Source organism: Corticicoccus populi (genome assembly GCF_042686195.1).
In the GTDB taxonomy this organism is placed as follows: domain Bacteria; phylum Bacillota; class Bacilli; order Staphylococcales; family Salinicoccaceae; genus Corticicoccus; species Corticicoccus populi.
The window spans coordinates 818,940-834,236 of record NZ_JBHUOQ010000001.1 but is presented as its reverse complement, the minus strand read 5'-3'; the positions used below and the strand labels follow the sequence as shown (position 1 = coordinate 834,236).

Genomic DNA, 15,297 nt, shown 5'->3' with positions numbered 1-15,297 from the left:
GGACACCTCAATATAATAAACTGCACATAAAATTAGTTTATCATCTAAGTCGGGAAAAAACCTCTCCTATGTATGAAATAAAAGAAGCAGTCATTTAAATTATAAGTGAGAGTTGGGTGCATAGATGGAATATTGTGTTAAAATAACTGTCAAACATGTACATGAGCAAGGAGAATTTAAATATGTCTAATTCTAAAATCAATTATGACGGCAGAACGTTTATCGCGAAAGAAAACAGTGAGAATGGTGAAGTCGGCGAGGCTACTGAGTTTTCCTATCACCAGGAGGACAGTGTATTTTGGGCGGAATATTCAGGCGGTGAAGTGGTAAGAGGCCATTTAATTGGTACAGCGGCTGATAACGGTACTTTGGATTTTCATTATCAGCACTTGAATGAAGATGGAGAAATAAGGATTGGAAAGTGCCATAGTGTGCCGAGAAAGACTGATAATGGCAGGCTCGTTATGGATGAAAACTGGCAGTGGTTGAATGGTGATAAGTCTACGGGGACATCAGTGGTGATAGAGAAGTAGTAGAGAATCTATTGAAGAGAGAGGTATTCAAAATGAAGATAGAACATGTTGCACTTTGGGTTAGAGATTTAGAGAAAATGCGGGAATTTTATGAGACCTATTTTAATGGAACAGCAGGTGAAAAATATCATAATGATAAGAAAGCATTTGAATCTTACTTTTTATCTTTTGATGACAATACCCGTCTGGAAATAATGCGTCAAAAAGGGGTGGATCAACCGGATTCCAGAAATAGGACAGGTTTTGCACATATTGCTTTTTCTTTGGGGAGTAAGGAGAAGGTAGATCAAATGACAAAACGTTTAACGAATGACAACTATAATTTAATAAATGGACCAAGAACGACCGGTGACGGTTATTATGAGAGTGTTATAGAAGACCCGGAGGGAAATCTTCTGGAGCTTACGATTTAGCATGTTATTATCCAGCAATTCATTGATGAAGAGTCTGTTCAGTGCATTGGTAAAATATTTTTCTGATTTTTGTGTAGGGAATCACCAAAGGCTCAACAATGATTTTATTGAATGAACTATACTTCTAAATGCGTCGAATAAAATTGAAGCGGGTTAAGTGGAGTGATTAAACAAAAGAAAACATTATTTGAACAGTTACATTCAATAATGTTTTCTATAGAAATATTTAAAAGTTATTTATTTTTGTACACATCATTTTGTTTACCGGTCTTAAGAATTAGGACAATAAATTGATTGTCAATAATATCAACAATCAAACGAAATGCGCCTACACGATAACGCCAAAGTGTTTTCTTATCCCCTTCGAGTGCTTTTCCTCATTAGCAGGGGTCTCCAGATCCTTCTATATGGTTATCTAACCATTTAACGATTCTTTTTGAATCATTGAATTTAATTTTTAAGTGCTTTTTTCAAAACTCGAAGTATATCACTCAGAGAACACTGCTTTCAAAACATCTTACCTGGACACACGCTCATTATGCTCACTTAAGATACTAATTCCTTCTTCATAGTCAAGAGTATCTTCGACTTGTTCCATGACTGCCTTACGCATGAATTCAGAAACACTTACTCCTTCAAATGCTGCGAGTGATTCCACTTTTTTGTAATCTTCTTGAGGTATACGGATTGTGGTTGTAGTCATACAATCAGCCCTTTCATACTTTAATAAATTCAATATAACATGAGCGAATACATTATTCAGAATTAACATTCAGCAACTTATTTTTAGTTATGAACATACTATTGCTTTTAGAGATACTTTATTTTATGAAAAATCAAATAATGATGAAGTATTAGAGTCTGATAACTTTGAAGTTTCATATGAAGAGTATATCTCTGATTTTATAATGATGGTGTAGAGTTATCGAATGATAAATTAAAAGACATTGTAAGTATGACTGAAGCCTTAACAAGAGGAGTTTCAATTATGAATGTGATAGTAGATGATGAAGAAAAGTTAGTAATTGAAGAAGAGGAAGAAAACTTGATTCAACCATTTTCTTCAGTGAAATATTCATAGGAAAGAAAGATGAAATATTATTTATAAAAAAAGGAGTTCTATTTTATAGATTTCCTTTTTTTATCTTATATATCGCTGTGACGGATGCTGTTACAGTATAAAAAAGACTTACAATTAAAGATACAGTTAGACTATGATTAAAAATAAAAAAAGAGAACGAAAACACTACGATAATCCCTATTAGAATATATATTATATATCTATATTTCATAATTCATCCTCAATTCTAAATATTTAGTTTACATATTTTAATTATACTCTATATTTTGGATAATCTACTAATAAATATAATATCTTGTTCCTAATATTTAATAGAATGAAAGTAGTCACTGAATAATACGTATGATAGACATAATAAATTCATATAAAAAATATACCGAAAAACTAATTAATACGATACCTGCAGTAATTGAGAACCACTTAATTATAGAACGGTTGATTACTTTTCGAGTCAGAGTGGTGATGGTTAGTAGCCCAATGTCATGTAGTAAAATTCCTGTTAAAATACCTGAAGCGATAATAAGAAAATTTCCTGCATCATTTGAATCGTATGTATTACTTAAGACTGCTCCGAATACGCTGAGCCAGAATACGATATTTCCGGGGGAGACAGCTACTAAGAACCCATTACGATAAGAGGAGAAGATAGACTTTACGGGTTTTTCTCCCGGCAGGGTTATATCCTTATCTGCATTTTTAATGGACTCATATCCGATTAAAACCAAAAATACCGCACCGATGAACCACATGGGAATTTGGACAAAAGAAAGCTGTAAAATAGAAGCAAGTCCAAAATACAGTGCTGCGATTAAGACAAAGTCAATTGTCATTCCGCCAAGCCCCACAGCCCAGCCATGAAAGAAGCCATTTTTAAGGCCCTGTTTTGTCATTTCAATGGTAATTGCACCGACAGGCATTGCAATTGCAATACCCGCAGCGACATATGTCAAAAATAAAAACATATAAATTTCCTTTCGTTAGGAATGTATTATTTTTTTAGGTAAATAATTTGAAAATGGTATACAGCTTATATTAATAAGAATAACATTTCTTGGCTTCTGACAGGGATTGCATATGGAATGTATTGGACAATATGTATGTCTCCTATTACTTTAAAAACAACTAGCGACGAAAATTTGAAGAGATACTTTTTATTTTATGGATAAATATAATTTATTAGAACAAATAGAGTCTGATGACTCTGAAGTTTCACCAGTTTTGATAAGATACAAAAAATAAAGAGATATGGTAAGTAAGAAATTAATGACTGAGTGGTATTGATATGGCAGACAAATCCAAAAAAATATGCTATAATAACTATGAAATTGATAGGAACTATGTTCCATGACAGCACAAAGCCCATCAGTATGGTAGTACTGATGGGCTTTTTCTGTGGGTTAGATGGCAGCTAGTTATTGTTATTATCACTGTCGTCTAACCAACGACTAATGAGTAATAGTGTCAGCCCAACTACGAATGGACCGACGAAAATTGATAGAAATATCTCCATGACATACACCCCCTTCCGGGGCTAGTTGCCAGTAAAAATTATAGCATGAACTATAACAAATACTGATCAGCTGATTAAGCAATAACTGGTAATTTATATGCGGAAATTGTATTGCATTATCTGGTTTTTCTTAATATTGTATGAATTGTATAGAAGATATTAAATATTTGTATTATTACTGCTAAATAAAAAGCAAGACAGACTTATATCATATGCCTCTTTTAACTATACCATCGAAAATTTTCAAGTATTGGTTCAAAGTCGGATGTTTTTTTATTTATTCATATTAAATTATCAGCATTCCAAACATAAAATTTCAAATTTTGTTTTATAAAGGTGTATACTATCCGGTACAGTAAAAAATTAAGGAGTGCATTATGAAAGAAACAAAACCATCTTTTACATTACGTCTTTTAAATTTTATTGAGGACAAGGGAAATAAACTGCCTCATCCTGTCACGATATTTGTCATTTTTACACTGGCTGTGATTGTTATTGCACATCTATTGTACATTGGTAATGTCAGTGTTCAGTTTGAAGGTGTAAATGATGAGACCGGACAGATTGAAGAACTGACAGTCAGTGCAGTGAGCCTGTTAACTTCAGACGGTATTGCGCATATGTTCTCAAGTGTAGTTGAGAATTTTACATCATTCGTAGCACTTGGTCCTGTCCTTGTGGCAATGCTTGGTGTCGGAGTCGCTGAGAAATCCGGCTATATCAGTGCATTGATGACCAATACTGTGACAAAGGCACCGCGTAAGCTCGTGACACCGATTGTTGTTTTAATGGGTGTATTATCAAACGTTGCCGCTTCAGTAGGTTATGTTGTTTTAGTACCGCTCGGTGCTATTATATTCCTTGGGTTTAAACGACATCCTTTAGCTGGTTTATCTGCTGCCTTTGCGGGTGTTGCCGGAGGCTACTCGGCGAATTTGTTTCTCGGTACGAATGATCCGCTGTTAAGTGGTATTTCAACAGAAGCGGCAAATATTCTGGACCCGTCCTATATTGTCAATGCTACAGACAATTGGTTTTTTATGTTTGTATCGACATTCCTTATTGTTATTTTGGGAACATTAATCACGGATAAAATTATTGAACCGAGACTAGGCGAATATCATGTTGGAAAAGAAGATGAAGGAGCAAACGGTTTATCAAAACAGGAGAAAAAAGCACTGCGTTTTGCGAATATCTCCGGTTTGCTGGTCATCGTAGGGATTTCATTATTAGTCATTCCTGAAAATGCACCGCTCCGTGGTGATGACGGCGGGTTCATTCAGTCGCCATTTATGAGCAGTATTATTTTTATTATGATGCTGATATTCCTGATTCCGGGAATTGTATATGGTATTGTGACTAAAACAGTGAAGAATGATAAAGATATCGCAGAATTAATGACTTCTTCACTTGAAACAATGGCGGGCTTCATCGTATTGATTTTCTTTGCGGCACAGTTTGTTGCCCTATTCAACTATACAAACCTGGGTACAATTATCGCAGTAAACGGCGCAGAATTTTTACAGTCCATCAATCTGACCGGGGCACCGCTTTTAGTGTCATTGATCATCATCACGGCACTGATCAACTTGTTTATTGCAGCAGATTCTGCCAAATGGGCAATTATGGCGCCGGTATTTATCCCGATGTTCATGCAGATGGGGATTTCTCCGGAAGTGACGCAGGTTGCTTATCGTATCGGTGACTCCTCAACGAATATTATTTCACCGTTGATGCCGTTCTTCCCGCTGGTTGTTGCATTTGCACAGCGGTATGGTAAAGAGAACGGGGTCGGTACTGTCATTTCACTTATGCTGCCTTACTCAGTGATATTCTTAGTTACATGGATTATTTTCTTTATCATCTGGTATCTCCTTGGAATCCCTGTAGGCCCGGGAACGAGTATGAGCTATTAGGTCGAATCAACAACTGAATTAAACAACGATTAAATTTCTATGAAAGTAAAACAGGATGCCCGGCATCCTGTTTTTTTTATGAATCATCTACATTTCTATTTTTTCTTTTGCATAATAATAAGATTCCGATGAAGGGGTCTGGAAGATAGTCAGCAATATGAAAAGACCGATTTTCCCAAGAATCATTACAATGATAATCACGATTTTAGACACATTATTTAAATCATCAGTAATGCCTGTTGATAAACCGACGGTGCCGAAAGCAGATACGACTTCAAATAATATTTTTATAAAGTCGATATCCGGATGGCACAGCACAATGATAAATGACGCAGAAAAAATTGTGAAAAAAGCCAATAGAAATACGGATACAGCTTTATTAACCTGTGTGTAATCAACAGATTTTTTGAATATATGAGGGTGCGCCGTTCCTCTCATTCCTGAATATAAGTGAATTAGAATCAGGCTGAATGTCGTTACTTTTATGCCGCCTGCTGTACTCATCGGTGCAGCTCCGATAAACATCAAAACAATGAAAAGTATCAGAGTCGAAACATTGATCTGACCGATATCAACAGTATTAAATCCTGCAGTCCGGGTGGTGACAGACTGAAAGAAGGCGTTAAATATCTGTTCATGAATAGGCAGTCCCTGTAATACATTATCTGCTTCCAGCAGCCAAAAACTTAAAAAGCCGAAAACAATCAGGAAAAGCGTAGATACAAGGACAATTTTGGTATGCAGTCTGAGTTTTTTAAACCGTCTTACTTTCCAAATATCGGCAATGACGATAAAGCCGATACCCCCTAGAATAATGAGTGCCGGAACAACAATATTTACAATCAAATCATTACTATAAGACATGAGATTGTCTGAAAACAGGCCAAAGCCTGCATTATTAAATGCCGAAATGGAAGTGAAAATGCTGATAAAGCTTCCCTCTTTAAAACCATAGTCAGGCACGAACACCATCGTTAGAAATAAAAAACCAACAGCCTCAATCATCAGGCTGAAGACGACGATTTGAACAGTCAGCCTCAAGAGTTTAGGCTCGGCATCACTGTTCCATGAAAGCATGAGCAGATTGCGGTTATTAAAAGTGATTCTTTTTCTGCTCAGTATTAACACGAATATAGATAAAGTCACAATACCAAGACCGCCGATCTGGATTAGGAGCATGATAATCGTCTGTCCGAGAGCGTTGAAATGTGTCGATATATCAATAGATGCGAGACCGGTTACTGTAAACGCACTGCTGGTAATAAAAAATGCATCAATCAAGGAAACGGGTTCTTCACCGGTAACAGGCAGGTACAAAAATATTGTTCCAACAACAGTCGTGCTCAAAAACAATAACAAATATATAAGTGTTAGTTTTGTTATATTTTTCATAGGCCGGCACCCTCATCTTTTAATAATAGAATCGTACATATTTATTCATATAAAAGCAATTAAATTTAATCGAAAATCTCGTAAAAAGAATTGTAAAGCTTTTGTAAATGCTGTGGCAGCATGGGAATTATTATGATAATTTTAATATATACTACCGATATCGAATTTCGATATCGGTAGTGAAGGAGGATGAAATAATGGAAGATAAAGTGTTACGCAAATTATTTCTCGGATTCATTCATATACATATTCTCCATCATGCAGATGAACAGCCGATTTACGGATTATGGATGGTGGAAGAGTTAAAGAATCATGGATACAGTATCAGTGCCGGAACATTATATCCGATTTTACACTCGATGGAATCAGACGGCCTGCTCATTAAAGAGGAAAGAAATAATAATGGTAAAATCAGAAAATATTATCAGACAACTGACAAAGGGATCCAGGTGCTGGAAGAAGCAAGGGAAAAAGCATATGAACTATTTAAGGAAATCAGTGATTGAAGACTCGTAGGAAGGGGAGTGAGTCAATGAATGATAACGAAAAGAAGCAATTTTCTTTCCGTACTTTATTTGAGATTCTCATCGTTTCTACAAGACTCGGACTTACATCATTCGGCGGTCCGGTGGCACACCTTGGATATTTTCATGAGGAATATGTACGAAGGAAGAAGTGGATAGATGAAAAGAGTTATGCTGATTTAGTTGCACTGTCACAGTTTCTGCCGGGGCCAGCGAGCAGTCAGGTGGGAATTGGTATCGGTGTTGCCCGTGCCGGTGTTTTGGGCGGCTTTATATCTTTCCTTGGATTTACACTCCCTTCAGTCATTGTTTTGATAGCATTCGCACTGGTTCTGCAGAAATTTAACATTACAGAAACAGGTTTTATTCAGGGGCTGAAATTAGTCGCAGTGGCAATAGTGGCACATGCGGTATTGGGAATGGCTCAAAATTTAACGCCGGACTTAAAGAGGAAAATCATTGCCTTATCTGCCTTAGTTGTCATCTTGTTGTGGAATGCTGTTTATTCTCAGGTTTTTGTTATTTTAGCAGCCGGTATCGTGGGTTATTTTATTTATAAGAACCATGAAGTAAAAGAGCATCATTCTAAAATACATTTTCCTGTGTCTAAAACAGTCGGCGGTGTCTGCCTGACTTTGTTTTTTGGATTACTAATACTGCTGCCGGTTTTAAGAGATATTACTTCCATCCAATGGATTGCACTGTTCGATAGTTTCTACCGTGCAGGGGCGCTCGTTTTTGGAGGCGGTCATGTGGTACTGCCGCTGCTTGAGCAGGAACTGGTTCCCGTCGGATGGATAAGCGAAGCATCCTTTCTTGCGGGGTATGGGGCGACACAGGGAGTTCCGGGACCTTTATTCACATTTGCAGCATATCTCGGAACAGTTATCGGCGGGTGGCAGATCGGATTACTGGGAACAGCCGCAATCTTTCTGCCGGCATTCCTTCTTATCATCGGTGCTCTACCGTTTTGGAATGTTTTACGGCATAATAATAAAGTGAGCGGTGCACTGATGGGCGTCAATGCTGCGGTTGTCGGTATCTTAATTGCAGCTTTTTATCAACCGATTTGGACGAGTACAATTAGAGAACCTGTTGATTTTGCATTCGCAGCAGTTTTGTTCAGCATGCTGGTCTATTTTAAACTGCCGCCTTGGGTTATCGTCATAACAGGTGCCGCCGGCGGGGTAGTTCTCGGCATTTTATAACTTTATTCCTATTTGATAAGGATGAGATGAAAGAGAATTTGAATACTTATCCTTGATTTAATTTGAAGTTCTGATAGCATAATATATAACAAAAATTTAATATTTCTACTAGGGGTGCCGTACAGGCTGAGATAAATTTGATTTAGACCCTTGGAACCTGATTGGTTAAGACCAGCGGAGGGAAGTAGAGTGAGCAGTTGAGGATTATTATTATACCCTCCGACTGTTATAATCCTCCTGTAAAGTCTTTGGAAATAAGATTATAGGAGGATTTTCATGAAATTTACTGATGAATTACGAGAGGCGACTAAAGTCAGCTGGGAGAAAAGTTTGAATCATCCTTTTGTGCAGGGGATTGTGGAAGGGACGCTGCCGTTGGAAAAATTCAAAAATTATATTCTGCAGGATATTTATTATTTAAAACATTACGGCAAAATACATGCCATTGCGGCATCTCAGGCTGCTGATTTTAAAATTACTGCACTGCTTGCTGATAAAGCGAGATTTACTGCCGAAGCGGAGCTGACAGTACATAAAGAGCACGCTGAGATTTTAAATATAACAGAAGAAGATATGAAAAATTTTAAACCTGCACCCACTGCTTATGCATATACATCCCATCTGTACAGGGCAACGATGTTCGGTAGTCTTGCACATTCTATTGCTGCGATACTGCCGTGTTACTGGCTGTATGCGGATATAGGAAAGGTCAATGAAGATGCAGTTCCGGAACTTGAGATTTATCAAAACTGGATCAAAATGTATGCAGGAGACTGGTTCCAGGATTCAACCAACGAAATGATTGATTTAATGGATTCACTTGTTGAAGACATGAATGACAAGGAAAAAGAGAGTGTTAAAGAGCAGTTTATTATCGCAAAAGATTTTGAATTGCATTTCTGGGAGATGTCCTATACTTTCGAGGACTGGCTGTCTAAGAGATAAAGTCAGGATTGATGTGAAATGAAGCGGACATTTTGGGTTAAATTTTAATACCCACTGTTTTCCCTGGATAAATATAAAAAGTAGGTGGCTGGTAATGGAAGGGTTGGAACAACATTTACAAGCAGCAATTGATTTAAGGAAAAAGGGTTCAGGGGAAGAGTCGACGCAAAGAATGCTGAGTCTGTTAAAAGATTACGATGATTCTCCGGAACTTAATTATCATATAGCGGTGAATTTTGACAGTACCGGTTACACATGGGATGCCATTCCGTTTTACGAAAAAGCCATTGAACTGGATTTAAGTTCGACAGATTTAGAGGGCTGTATATTAGGGCTTGGAAGTTCTTATCGTTTAACCGGACAATATGAATATGCCGTATCAGTGCTTAGAAAGGGATATAAAAAATTCCCGGAAAACCGGGCAATTCAGACATTTTATGCGATTGCTCTATACAATAATCAAGAATTTAAAGAAGCCATGCAGGTGACATTAAATAATTTACTGGATACAACGAATGACTCAAACATTAGCCAGTACAATAAACCTTTAAAATATTATACATCTTATATTGATGACACTTGGAATCCGGAACAATACAGTTATGATAAGAAAGATGAATTTTGATACGTTTAAATATAATACCCCCTGAAGCAGAATTTCACTGTTTCAGGGGGTAAATTAATGAGCCTAATAATTGTGTGAACGTTTCAAATCGAATCAATTAGAGTTTCAGTTCTGACAGGCTGTTCACTTCGGACGTCAAAGTCCAGTGTGCCCTGTTCCACACCATTCACAATGAGTGTAACGGCGTGAAGGCCAGAATAATGTTTTCTCGTACTCATATCTGCAAAGGAATGTTTTTTAATGTAGTGTTTTTTCTCATTTTCTTTTAAAGAAATCTCAGATATCTGGAATATTTTACGGTTTCGTTTCCCATTTGCCTTCACATAATAAACGGCATATTCCATCCGTATTTTAGTTTCTTTTTCTGCTTCAATATCAAATGAAAAAGTGATACGGTCACCAATCGCAATAGATGTGCTGTCTAATTTAAAATCATTAACAGTCACATGCCGGGAATCCAAAAACCCAAAGATTGAGAGGACATCTCTGTTCCCATTTTTGAGTAGGGTTCTGCATGCGTGTTTAATAATCCAGTCCGTATGTTCGTTTTCACCGTACCAGTCTCTGGCGATGCCCGCAACTAATTCGGGATGAGTTTTAGAAATGTCATTTAGATTATTCGCGACACTTTTACGGACATAAAGAGATGGATCTTTTTTCAGTTCTTCTAAAATACCAAGGATGGGTGTCGGGTCTTTTTTAAAACTGGTAAGTGCCTGTCCCCACGGCAGGCTGGGCCGGCAGCCTTCACTGGCGAGTCTGCGGACATGCGCGCTGTCATGCTTCGCCCAGACAGCCATCTGAGCCATCATACGCTCTTCATAGTTTGTGATAAATGGTCTTACAGCAAATTCAGCAGACGAGGATGAAGTATACCTTTCAAGAGCAGCCATGGATAAATTCCAATGGTGTTCATCCAGTCCGAAAACCTCAACAAAATCCGGAAAGTACATCAAAGTAAAGTCATTCAAGTCTGCAGGGAGATTTTTAATGACTGCATCAATGACCGAGAGTGCCTCTTCATAGTCAGAAGGCAGGTATTTTCCTAAATTTAGAGTAATTCGGCGCATCCGTGCTTTCAGACTGAGTTCCTGCCAGGTGTTGTCTATCGTGTCATTAACAAACCGTTCAACTTCGAACGAAGGATAAACATCCTTAACACTTAAAGCGAGCTTACGAACCGATGTGTCATTGTATTTGTCTTTTAGTAGATCTGCCATTTTTGTCTCCTTTATAAACGGTACTGTGATAAGAGAGAGTGGATACATATTATGATGTTATTTTTTACACTCAACAAAGCAAGTTATTTCATCGAACAGCACCATTTTGAAAATTATCAAACCATTGATTGATTTCTTCTGTATTGTCTACTTTTAAAACTTTGAATATCTCATACGCGAATTCAACGGCAGCTGTTTCATTGGCAGTGATGATTCCCTTATCAGAAACCACTTGAGCCTGTATATAAAGATTGTCTCCACTGTAGCGCTCTTCTTTTTTGAATAGTTCAAGAGAATCTCCGGTATGCTGAACATCATTAAGAAATCCATGATGACATAAGAAAGAGGCTGCACCACATATACCGGCGACAGGAATGTTTAATTCTCGGACTGTTTTAACAAATTTGGCAATTTCATCATAAGTATTATTCTCCCAGGAGAGTCCACCGGGAAGAATAAGCATCGCAAGATTGTTGAAAGTATTATAATCATCAATGCTAAAATCAACTGCAGTCTTTATGCCGCCCATTGATACTTTATGTTTAGTATCCATCGCAATAGTTTTAACATTATATTCGGAAAATGAATGGATGACAGCGGCTGCATAGCTAGCTTCCCAGTCACACCATTGGTCTGTCAAAAGTATTAAAACTTCATTTTTATTCAATATTATCCCCCATTACTAACAACTGATATTTAATAAGTCAGTCATAGTATATATCTAAAAAGTAATTTTATCTAGAAAGCATTCAGTAAATAAAGAATTTTTCAGCATTTCAAATAAATCAGCTTTTGTCTGCTTTATAATAGTGCTTTTGTATCTTAATTTTCTATATCTGCACTAAGGTGTTCTGAAAAATTTTCTGTAAATAAATGAATACCTTGTTGAAAACTTTCATCTATATCCTGTTCCAATTGAAAAGATTGATTTAATTCCAATGTAATAAAGCCGTGAAGATAACTTCTAAATATTCGAAGAAAGTGAATTTTCGATTCCTTACTAATATTTGAATCGCTGAATTCCTGTAACATTCTTATGATAATGTTGTCAGCTTTTGAATGTGTTTCTCTACTGTGCCAATATTCAGGTGACTGTGTTAATTTATATCTTCCGGGGTATTTATGCGCAAAATATCGATAAGCACACGCAATTTCATATAAAATACTGATTTTACGTTCAGAATTGTTAAGGACATCTTCTATTTCTTTTAATAAAATTGCTAAGCTCTCCATAGCACATAAATCGATAATTTGATTAAGACTTTGAATATGGTTATATAGAGAGGGCGGTTTAATATTAAGAAAATCAGCAATTTTTTTAATGCTGAGCTGTTCTATTCCTTCGTTATCAATAATATTTAGAGCAGCATTAATAATAGAATCTGAATTAATTCCTTTTTTCATAGTAATTTTTTCTCCAAATGTTTGATTGCTTGATTAATTTCTTTCTCAGGATGAATAATGAAATGACCGTGGCCGCAAAACAGAGAGGAGGCATGTAATTCTTTTATTTTATATGCACTGTTTAATGCAGTTTTTTTGTCCCAGGTAGCTAAGGCTGGGAAGGGAAAAGTAATGTTCAAATCTCCTGAAACGGCAGGTCTACCTTTAGTTTGAAATGCATCTCCGACAATGATCGATCTGTTTGCAGGTAAATAAAAACTCACTGAGCCGGGAGTATGTCCAGGTGTATTGATGACCTGAATACTGTCGAATACGTCTCCTTCTTCGAATGTGAAATCTGTATGTATAATACCTCTACTGAAGCCGCCGCGTATTTTATTTTGTGATTCATCTTTTAAGAGTCTCATGTCTCCATTTAACAAATAAGACTCTCTTTTTGAAATTCCGATTTCAGCATTTTTAAAATATTTACGAAATGTATTTGTTCCATTGACATGGTCACTATGTGCGTGTGTCAGTAAAAGCATTGATACATTTTTGCCTGTGCTTCTCTGCAGCTTCACTATCTCCTTGTTGAAATTTTTAAGACCCATATCAATCACTACCAAATCATTTTCTCTTTCAATGACAAAGCAATTGATAGGAAATAAATACCTTGCGAAAGTAAGCTGATAAATATTCTTGTATTTTGAAATATTCATATAATCTCCCCCACATATTCATTTTAACTAATGATATTAGTTTTGTCTAGAATGATGCTGTGAGGTGGTTTTTAGTTAAATTTTCATTTCATCCTTATTTCTTTTTCAAATAAAAATCAATAATCATGATTAAAGGTCACGAATTTAATGACTTTTAGATATTGGCTGTGTCATCCACAAAATAATTTAAAATTCCTGCTTGCGCCTGTCGTTGCGTCAGGTGATACGATGATTTCACACAACAGAGAGGAAGTAAGCTGGTATTAAACAGTCAATCATGGGACAAGAATTTTAAAATGAGAAGGAGATTATGAAATGACTAATCAAAAGACGAGTAATGACTATGAATATTTAGCGGAAAATCCCGATTTTAAAGCAGCACCTATTATGATTGCTTTTATTGTCGGTGCATTTTTTGCAGTTTTGAATGAAACACTGTTAAATATTGCATTAACGACATTAATGGGAGAATTTGAAATTACTCTTCCTACAGTTCAGTGGATGGCAACCGGTTTTATGCTGGTGATGGGGATTGTAATTCCTGCATCTGCAGTTTTAATGCAGTGGTTTTCAACTCGGCAGCTGTTTATCGGAACAATGCTTACATTTATAGTGGGTACAACAATCTGTGCAGCGGCACCATCGTTTGAAGTGTTACTTACAGGAAGATTGATTCAAGCTGCTGGAACAGGGTTGCTGCTACCGATTATATCGAATGTGTTTTTGTTAATATATCCGCCTGAACGCCGTGGTAAAGTAATGGGTCTCCTGGGTCTGGTGCTTTTGTTTGCACCGGCAATCGGTCCGACACTCTCAGGAATTATTGTTGAACATCTTGGATGGCGCTATTTATTTATTTCAGTAATTCCGTTCGCATTACTTTCAATTTTGCTGGCATACAGATATGTAGTAAATGTCTTTGAAGTGAAACGACCGAAAATTGATATCATCTCACTGGTTTTGTCTACTCTGGGATTTGGAGGAACGGTATATGCATTTAGTTCTGTCGGCCATTCCGAGAATGGATTTCTGGATTCATCTGTATTGATTCCTTTAATAATAGGTGGAGTGGGATTGATACTATTTACAGTCAGACAGCTTAAACTGGATGAACCGATTATGAATCTGAAAGCATTTCGTTACCCGATGTTTACTCTTGGAATTATATTAGTATTGTTTGTGCTTATGGCAATGTTTGCATCTGAAATTATACTTCCGCTTTACATGCAGGGGCCACTGGCGCTGTCCCCGACGACTGCCGGTTTGATTTTACTGCCGGGCAGTATTATCAGCGGATTGATGTCACCGGTAATGGGTGCTTTATTTGATAAGTTCGGACCGAGAGTAATAATCATTCCTGCAACTTTAATATTAAGCGCTACAATGTTTTTGATGAGCAGTCAATTAAGTATGGATACGCCTGTATGGTTTATTACTATAGGATTTGTATTATTAATGGTGTCTGTTTCGGCTGTTATGATGCCAGCGCAGACCAATGCCTTAAATCAGCTTCCGAAAAAATTGTATCCTCACGGAACAGCTATTGTAAGTACACTTCAGCCTATTGCAGGCGCAATTGGTGTATCTGTTTTTATCAGTATAATGAATGCAAGACAGGAGCAGTTATTGGAAGAGTCCCCGGTGCCGGCAGATCCAGCTGCTGTCAGTGAAGCAATGATCGGAGGAATGGAATTAGTTTATCTTATTGCATTTTATATGGCTGTGACTGCATTTCTTATATCCTTTTTCGTTTACAGATCGAAGACGAGAAAGATGTTATAGAAATATACTGCCAGGTGATTAAGAGCTATGGCTCGAGTCTTTT

Annotated in this window: 15 protein-coding genes and 1 riboswitch; of the genes, 8 read left to right on the top strand and 7 right to left on the bottom strand. The window is 36.9% G+C overall.

The features are described 5' to 3' along the window. The first annotated feature begins 182 nt into the window (after nt 1-182). Both ACFSX4_RS04380 and ACFSX4_RS04375 read left to right on the top strand, forming a co-directional pair. A complete protein-coding gene (locus ACFSX4_RS04380) occupies nt 183-533 on the top strand; it encodes a n-acetylglutamate synthase (protein WP_377771925.1) in 351 nt (116 codons plus the stop codon). 32 nt (nt 534-565) lie between these two features. After that, nucleotides 566-946, top strand: a complete 381-nt coding sequence (locus tag ACFSX4_RS04375; RefSeq protein WP_377771923.1) for a VOC family protein — start codon at nt 566-568, stop codon at nt 944-946. Nucleotides 947-1,463: 517 nt separating this feature from the next. Here ACFSX4_RS04375 and relB read toward each other — a convergent pair. Together relB and ACFSX4_RS04365 are read right to left on the bottom strand one after the other, a co-directional pair. Further along, entirely contained in the window at nt 1,464-1,649 is a 186-nt protein-coding gene (gene relB, locus ACFSX4_RS04370) for a type II toxin-antitoxin system RelB family antitoxin (protein WP_377771921.1), read from the bottom strand. Between the two features lie 704 nt (nt 1,650-2,353). Beyond that, nucleotides 2,354-2,989 (bottom strand): LysE family translocator, encoded by a 636-nt coding sequence (locus ACFSX4_RS04365; protein WP_377771919.1) that lies wholly within the window; start codon nt 2,987-2,989, stop codon nt 2,354-2,356. Nucleotides 2,990-3,914: 925 nt separating this feature from the next. Between ACFSX4_RS04365 and ACFSX4_RS04360 the strand changes: the two genes are divergently transcribed. Further along, on the top strand, nt 3,915-5,453 hold the full coding sequence (locus tag ACFSX4_RS04360) for an AbgT family transporter (RefSeq protein WP_377771917.1): 1,539 nt from the start codon (nt 3,915-3,917) through the stop codon (nt 5,451-5,453). An 87-nt stretch (nt 5,454-5,540) separates the two neighbouring features. Here the strand turns inward: ACFSX4_RS04360 and ACFSX4_RS04355 are convergent, their stop codons facing one another. Beyond that, nucleotides 5,541-6,845 (bottom strand): TrkH family potassium uptake protein, encoded by a 1,305-nt coding sequence (locus ACFSX4_RS04355; RefSeq protein WP_377771915.1) that lies wholly within the window; start codon nt 6,843-6,845, stop codon nt 5,541-5,543. Nucleotides 6,846-7,042: 197 nt separating this feature from the next. Between ACFSX4_RS04355 and ACFSX4_RS04350 the strand changes: the two genes are divergently transcribed. The 4 genes from ACFSX4_RS04350 to ACFSX4_RS04335 all read left to right on the top strand — a co-directional run bounded on the left by ACFSX4_RS04350 (nt 7,043) and on the right by ACFSX4_RS04335 (nt 10,147). After that, the gene (locus tag ACFSX4_RS04350) at nt 7,043-7,351 is read left to right on the top strand and encodes a PadR family transcriptional regulator (RefSeq protein ID WP_377771913.1); all 309 of its coding nucleotides are present in this window, start codon (nt 7,043-7,045) and stop codon (nt 7,349-7,351) included. Nucleotides 7,352-7,377: 26 nt separating this feature from the next. After that, a complete protein-coding gene (gene chrA, locus ACFSX4_RS04345; protein ID WP_377771911.1) occupies nt 7,378-8,577 on the top strand; it encodes a chromate efflux transporter in 1,200 nt (399 codons plus the stop codon). Nucleotides 8,578-8,677: 100 nt separating this feature from the next. Further along, a riboswitch (TPP riboswitch) is annotated at nt 8,678-8,777 on the top strand. A gap of 76 nt (nt 8,778-8,853) precedes the next feature. Beyond that, nucleotides 8,854-9,522: a thiaminase II gene (gene tenA / locus ACFSX4_RS04340; protein ID WP_377771909.1), complete on the top strand. Its 669-nt coding sequence runs from the start codon at nt 8,854-8,856 to the stop codon at nt 9,520-9,522. 94 nt (nt 9,523-9,616) lie between these two features. Continuing rightward, nucleotides 9,617-10,147, top strand: a complete 531-nt coding sequence (locus ACFSX4_RS04335; protein ID WP_377771907.1) for a tetratricopeptide repeat protein — start codon at nt 9,617-9,619, stop codon at nt 10,145-10,147. A gap of 83 nt (nt 10,148-10,230) precedes the next feature. Here the strand turns inward: ACFSX4_RS04335 and ACFSX4_RS04330 are convergent, their stop codons facing one another. The 4 genes from ACFSX4_RS04330 to ACFSX4_RS04315 form a co-directional block, all read right to left on the bottom strand. Beyond that, the gene (locus ACFSX4_RS04330; protein WP_377771905.1) at nt 10,231-11,367 is read right to left on the bottom strand and encodes a DNA alkylation repair protein; all 1,137 of its coding nucleotides are present in this window, start codon (nt 11,365-11,367) and stop codon (nt 10,231-10,233) included. Nucleotides 11,368-11,455: 88 nt separating this feature from the next. Then, the gene (locus ACFSX4_RS04325; protein WP_377771902.1) at nt 11,456-12,034 is read right to left on the bottom strand and encodes a type 1 glutamine amidotransferase family protein; all 579 of its coding nucleotides are present in this window, start codon (nt 12,032-12,034) and stop codon (nt 11,456-11,458) included. 155 nt (nt 12,035-12,189) lie between these two features. Beyond that, nucleotides 12,190-12,771, bottom strand: coding sequence for a TetR/AcrR family transcriptional regulator (locus tag ACFSX4_RS04320; protein WP_377771900.1), 582 nt, complete (start codon nt 12,769-12,771; stop codon nt 12,190-12,192). Continuing rightward, a complete protein-coding gene (locus ACFSX4_RS04315) occupies nt 12,768-13,472 on the bottom strand; it encodes an MBL fold metallo-hydrolase (RefSeq protein ID WP_377771898.1) in 705 nt (234 codons plus the stop codon). Before ACFSX4_RS04315 ends, ACFSX4_RS04320 begins: the two co-directional genes overlap by 4 nt. Nucleotides 13,473-13,787: 315 nt before the next feature. Between ACFSX4_RS04315 and ACFSX4_RS04310 the strand changes: the two genes are divergently transcribed. After that, nucleotides 13,788-15,254, top strand: coding sequence for an MDR family MFS transporter (locus ACFSX4_RS04310; protein WP_377771896.1), 1,467 nt, complete (start codon nt 13,788-13,790; stop codon nt 15,252-15,254). Nucleotides 15,255-15,297 lie beyond the last annotated feature (43 nt).

Coding starts and splice junctions, on each gene's coding strand:
- ACFSX4_RS04380 (WP_377771925.1), top strand. CDS start 183: ATGTCTAATTCTAAAATCAATTATGACGGCAGAACGTTTATCGCGAAA.
- ACFSX4_RS04375 (WP_377771923.1), top strand. CDS start 566: ATGAAGATAGAACATGTTGCACTTTGGGTTAGAGATTTAGAGAAAATG.
- relB (WP_377771921.1), bottom strand. CDS start 1,649: ATGACTACAACCACAATCCGTATACCTCAAGAAGATTACAAAAAAGTG.
- ACFSX4_RS04365 (WP_377771919.1), bottom strand. CDS start 2,989: ATGTTTTTATTTTTGACATATGTCGCTGCGGGTATTGCAATTGCAATG.
- ACFSX4_RS04360 (WP_377771917.1), top strand. CDS start 3,915: ATGAAAGAAACAAAACCATCTTTTACATTACGTCTTTTAAATTTTATT.
- ACFSX4_RS04355 (WP_377771915.1), bottom strand. CDS start 6,845: ATGAAAAATATAACAAAACTAACACTTATATATTTGTTATTGTTTTTG.
- ACFSX4_RS04350 (WP_377771913.1), top strand. CDS start 7,043: ATGGAAGATAAAGTGTTACGCAAATTATTTCTCGGATTCATTCATATA.
- chrA (WP_377771911.1), top strand. CDS start 7,378: ATGAATGATAACGAAAAGAAGCAATTTTCTTTCCGTACTTTATTTGAG.
- tenA (WP_377771909.1), top strand. CDS start 8,854: ATGAAATTTACTGATGAATTACGAGAGGCGACTAAAGTCAGCTGGGAG.
- ACFSX4_RS04335 (WP_377771907.1), top strand. CDS start 9,617: ATGGAAGGGTTGGAACAACATTTACAAGCAGCAATTGATTTAAGGAAA.
- ACFSX4_RS04330 (WP_377771905.1), bottom strand. CDS start 11,367: ATGGCAGATCTACTAAAAGACAAATACAATGACACATCGGTTCGTAAG.
- ACFSX4_RS04320 (WP_377771900.1), bottom strand. CDS start 12,771: ATGAAAAAAGGAATTAATTCAGATTCTATTATTAATGCTGCTCTAAAT.
- ACFSX4_RS04315 (WP_377771898.1), bottom strand. CDS start 13,472: ATGAATATTTCAAAATACAAGAATATTTATCAGCTTACTTTCGCAAGG.
- ACFSX4_RS04310 (WP_377771896.1), top strand. CDS start 13,788: ATGACTAATCAAAAGACGAGTAATGACTATGAATATTTAGCGGAAAAT.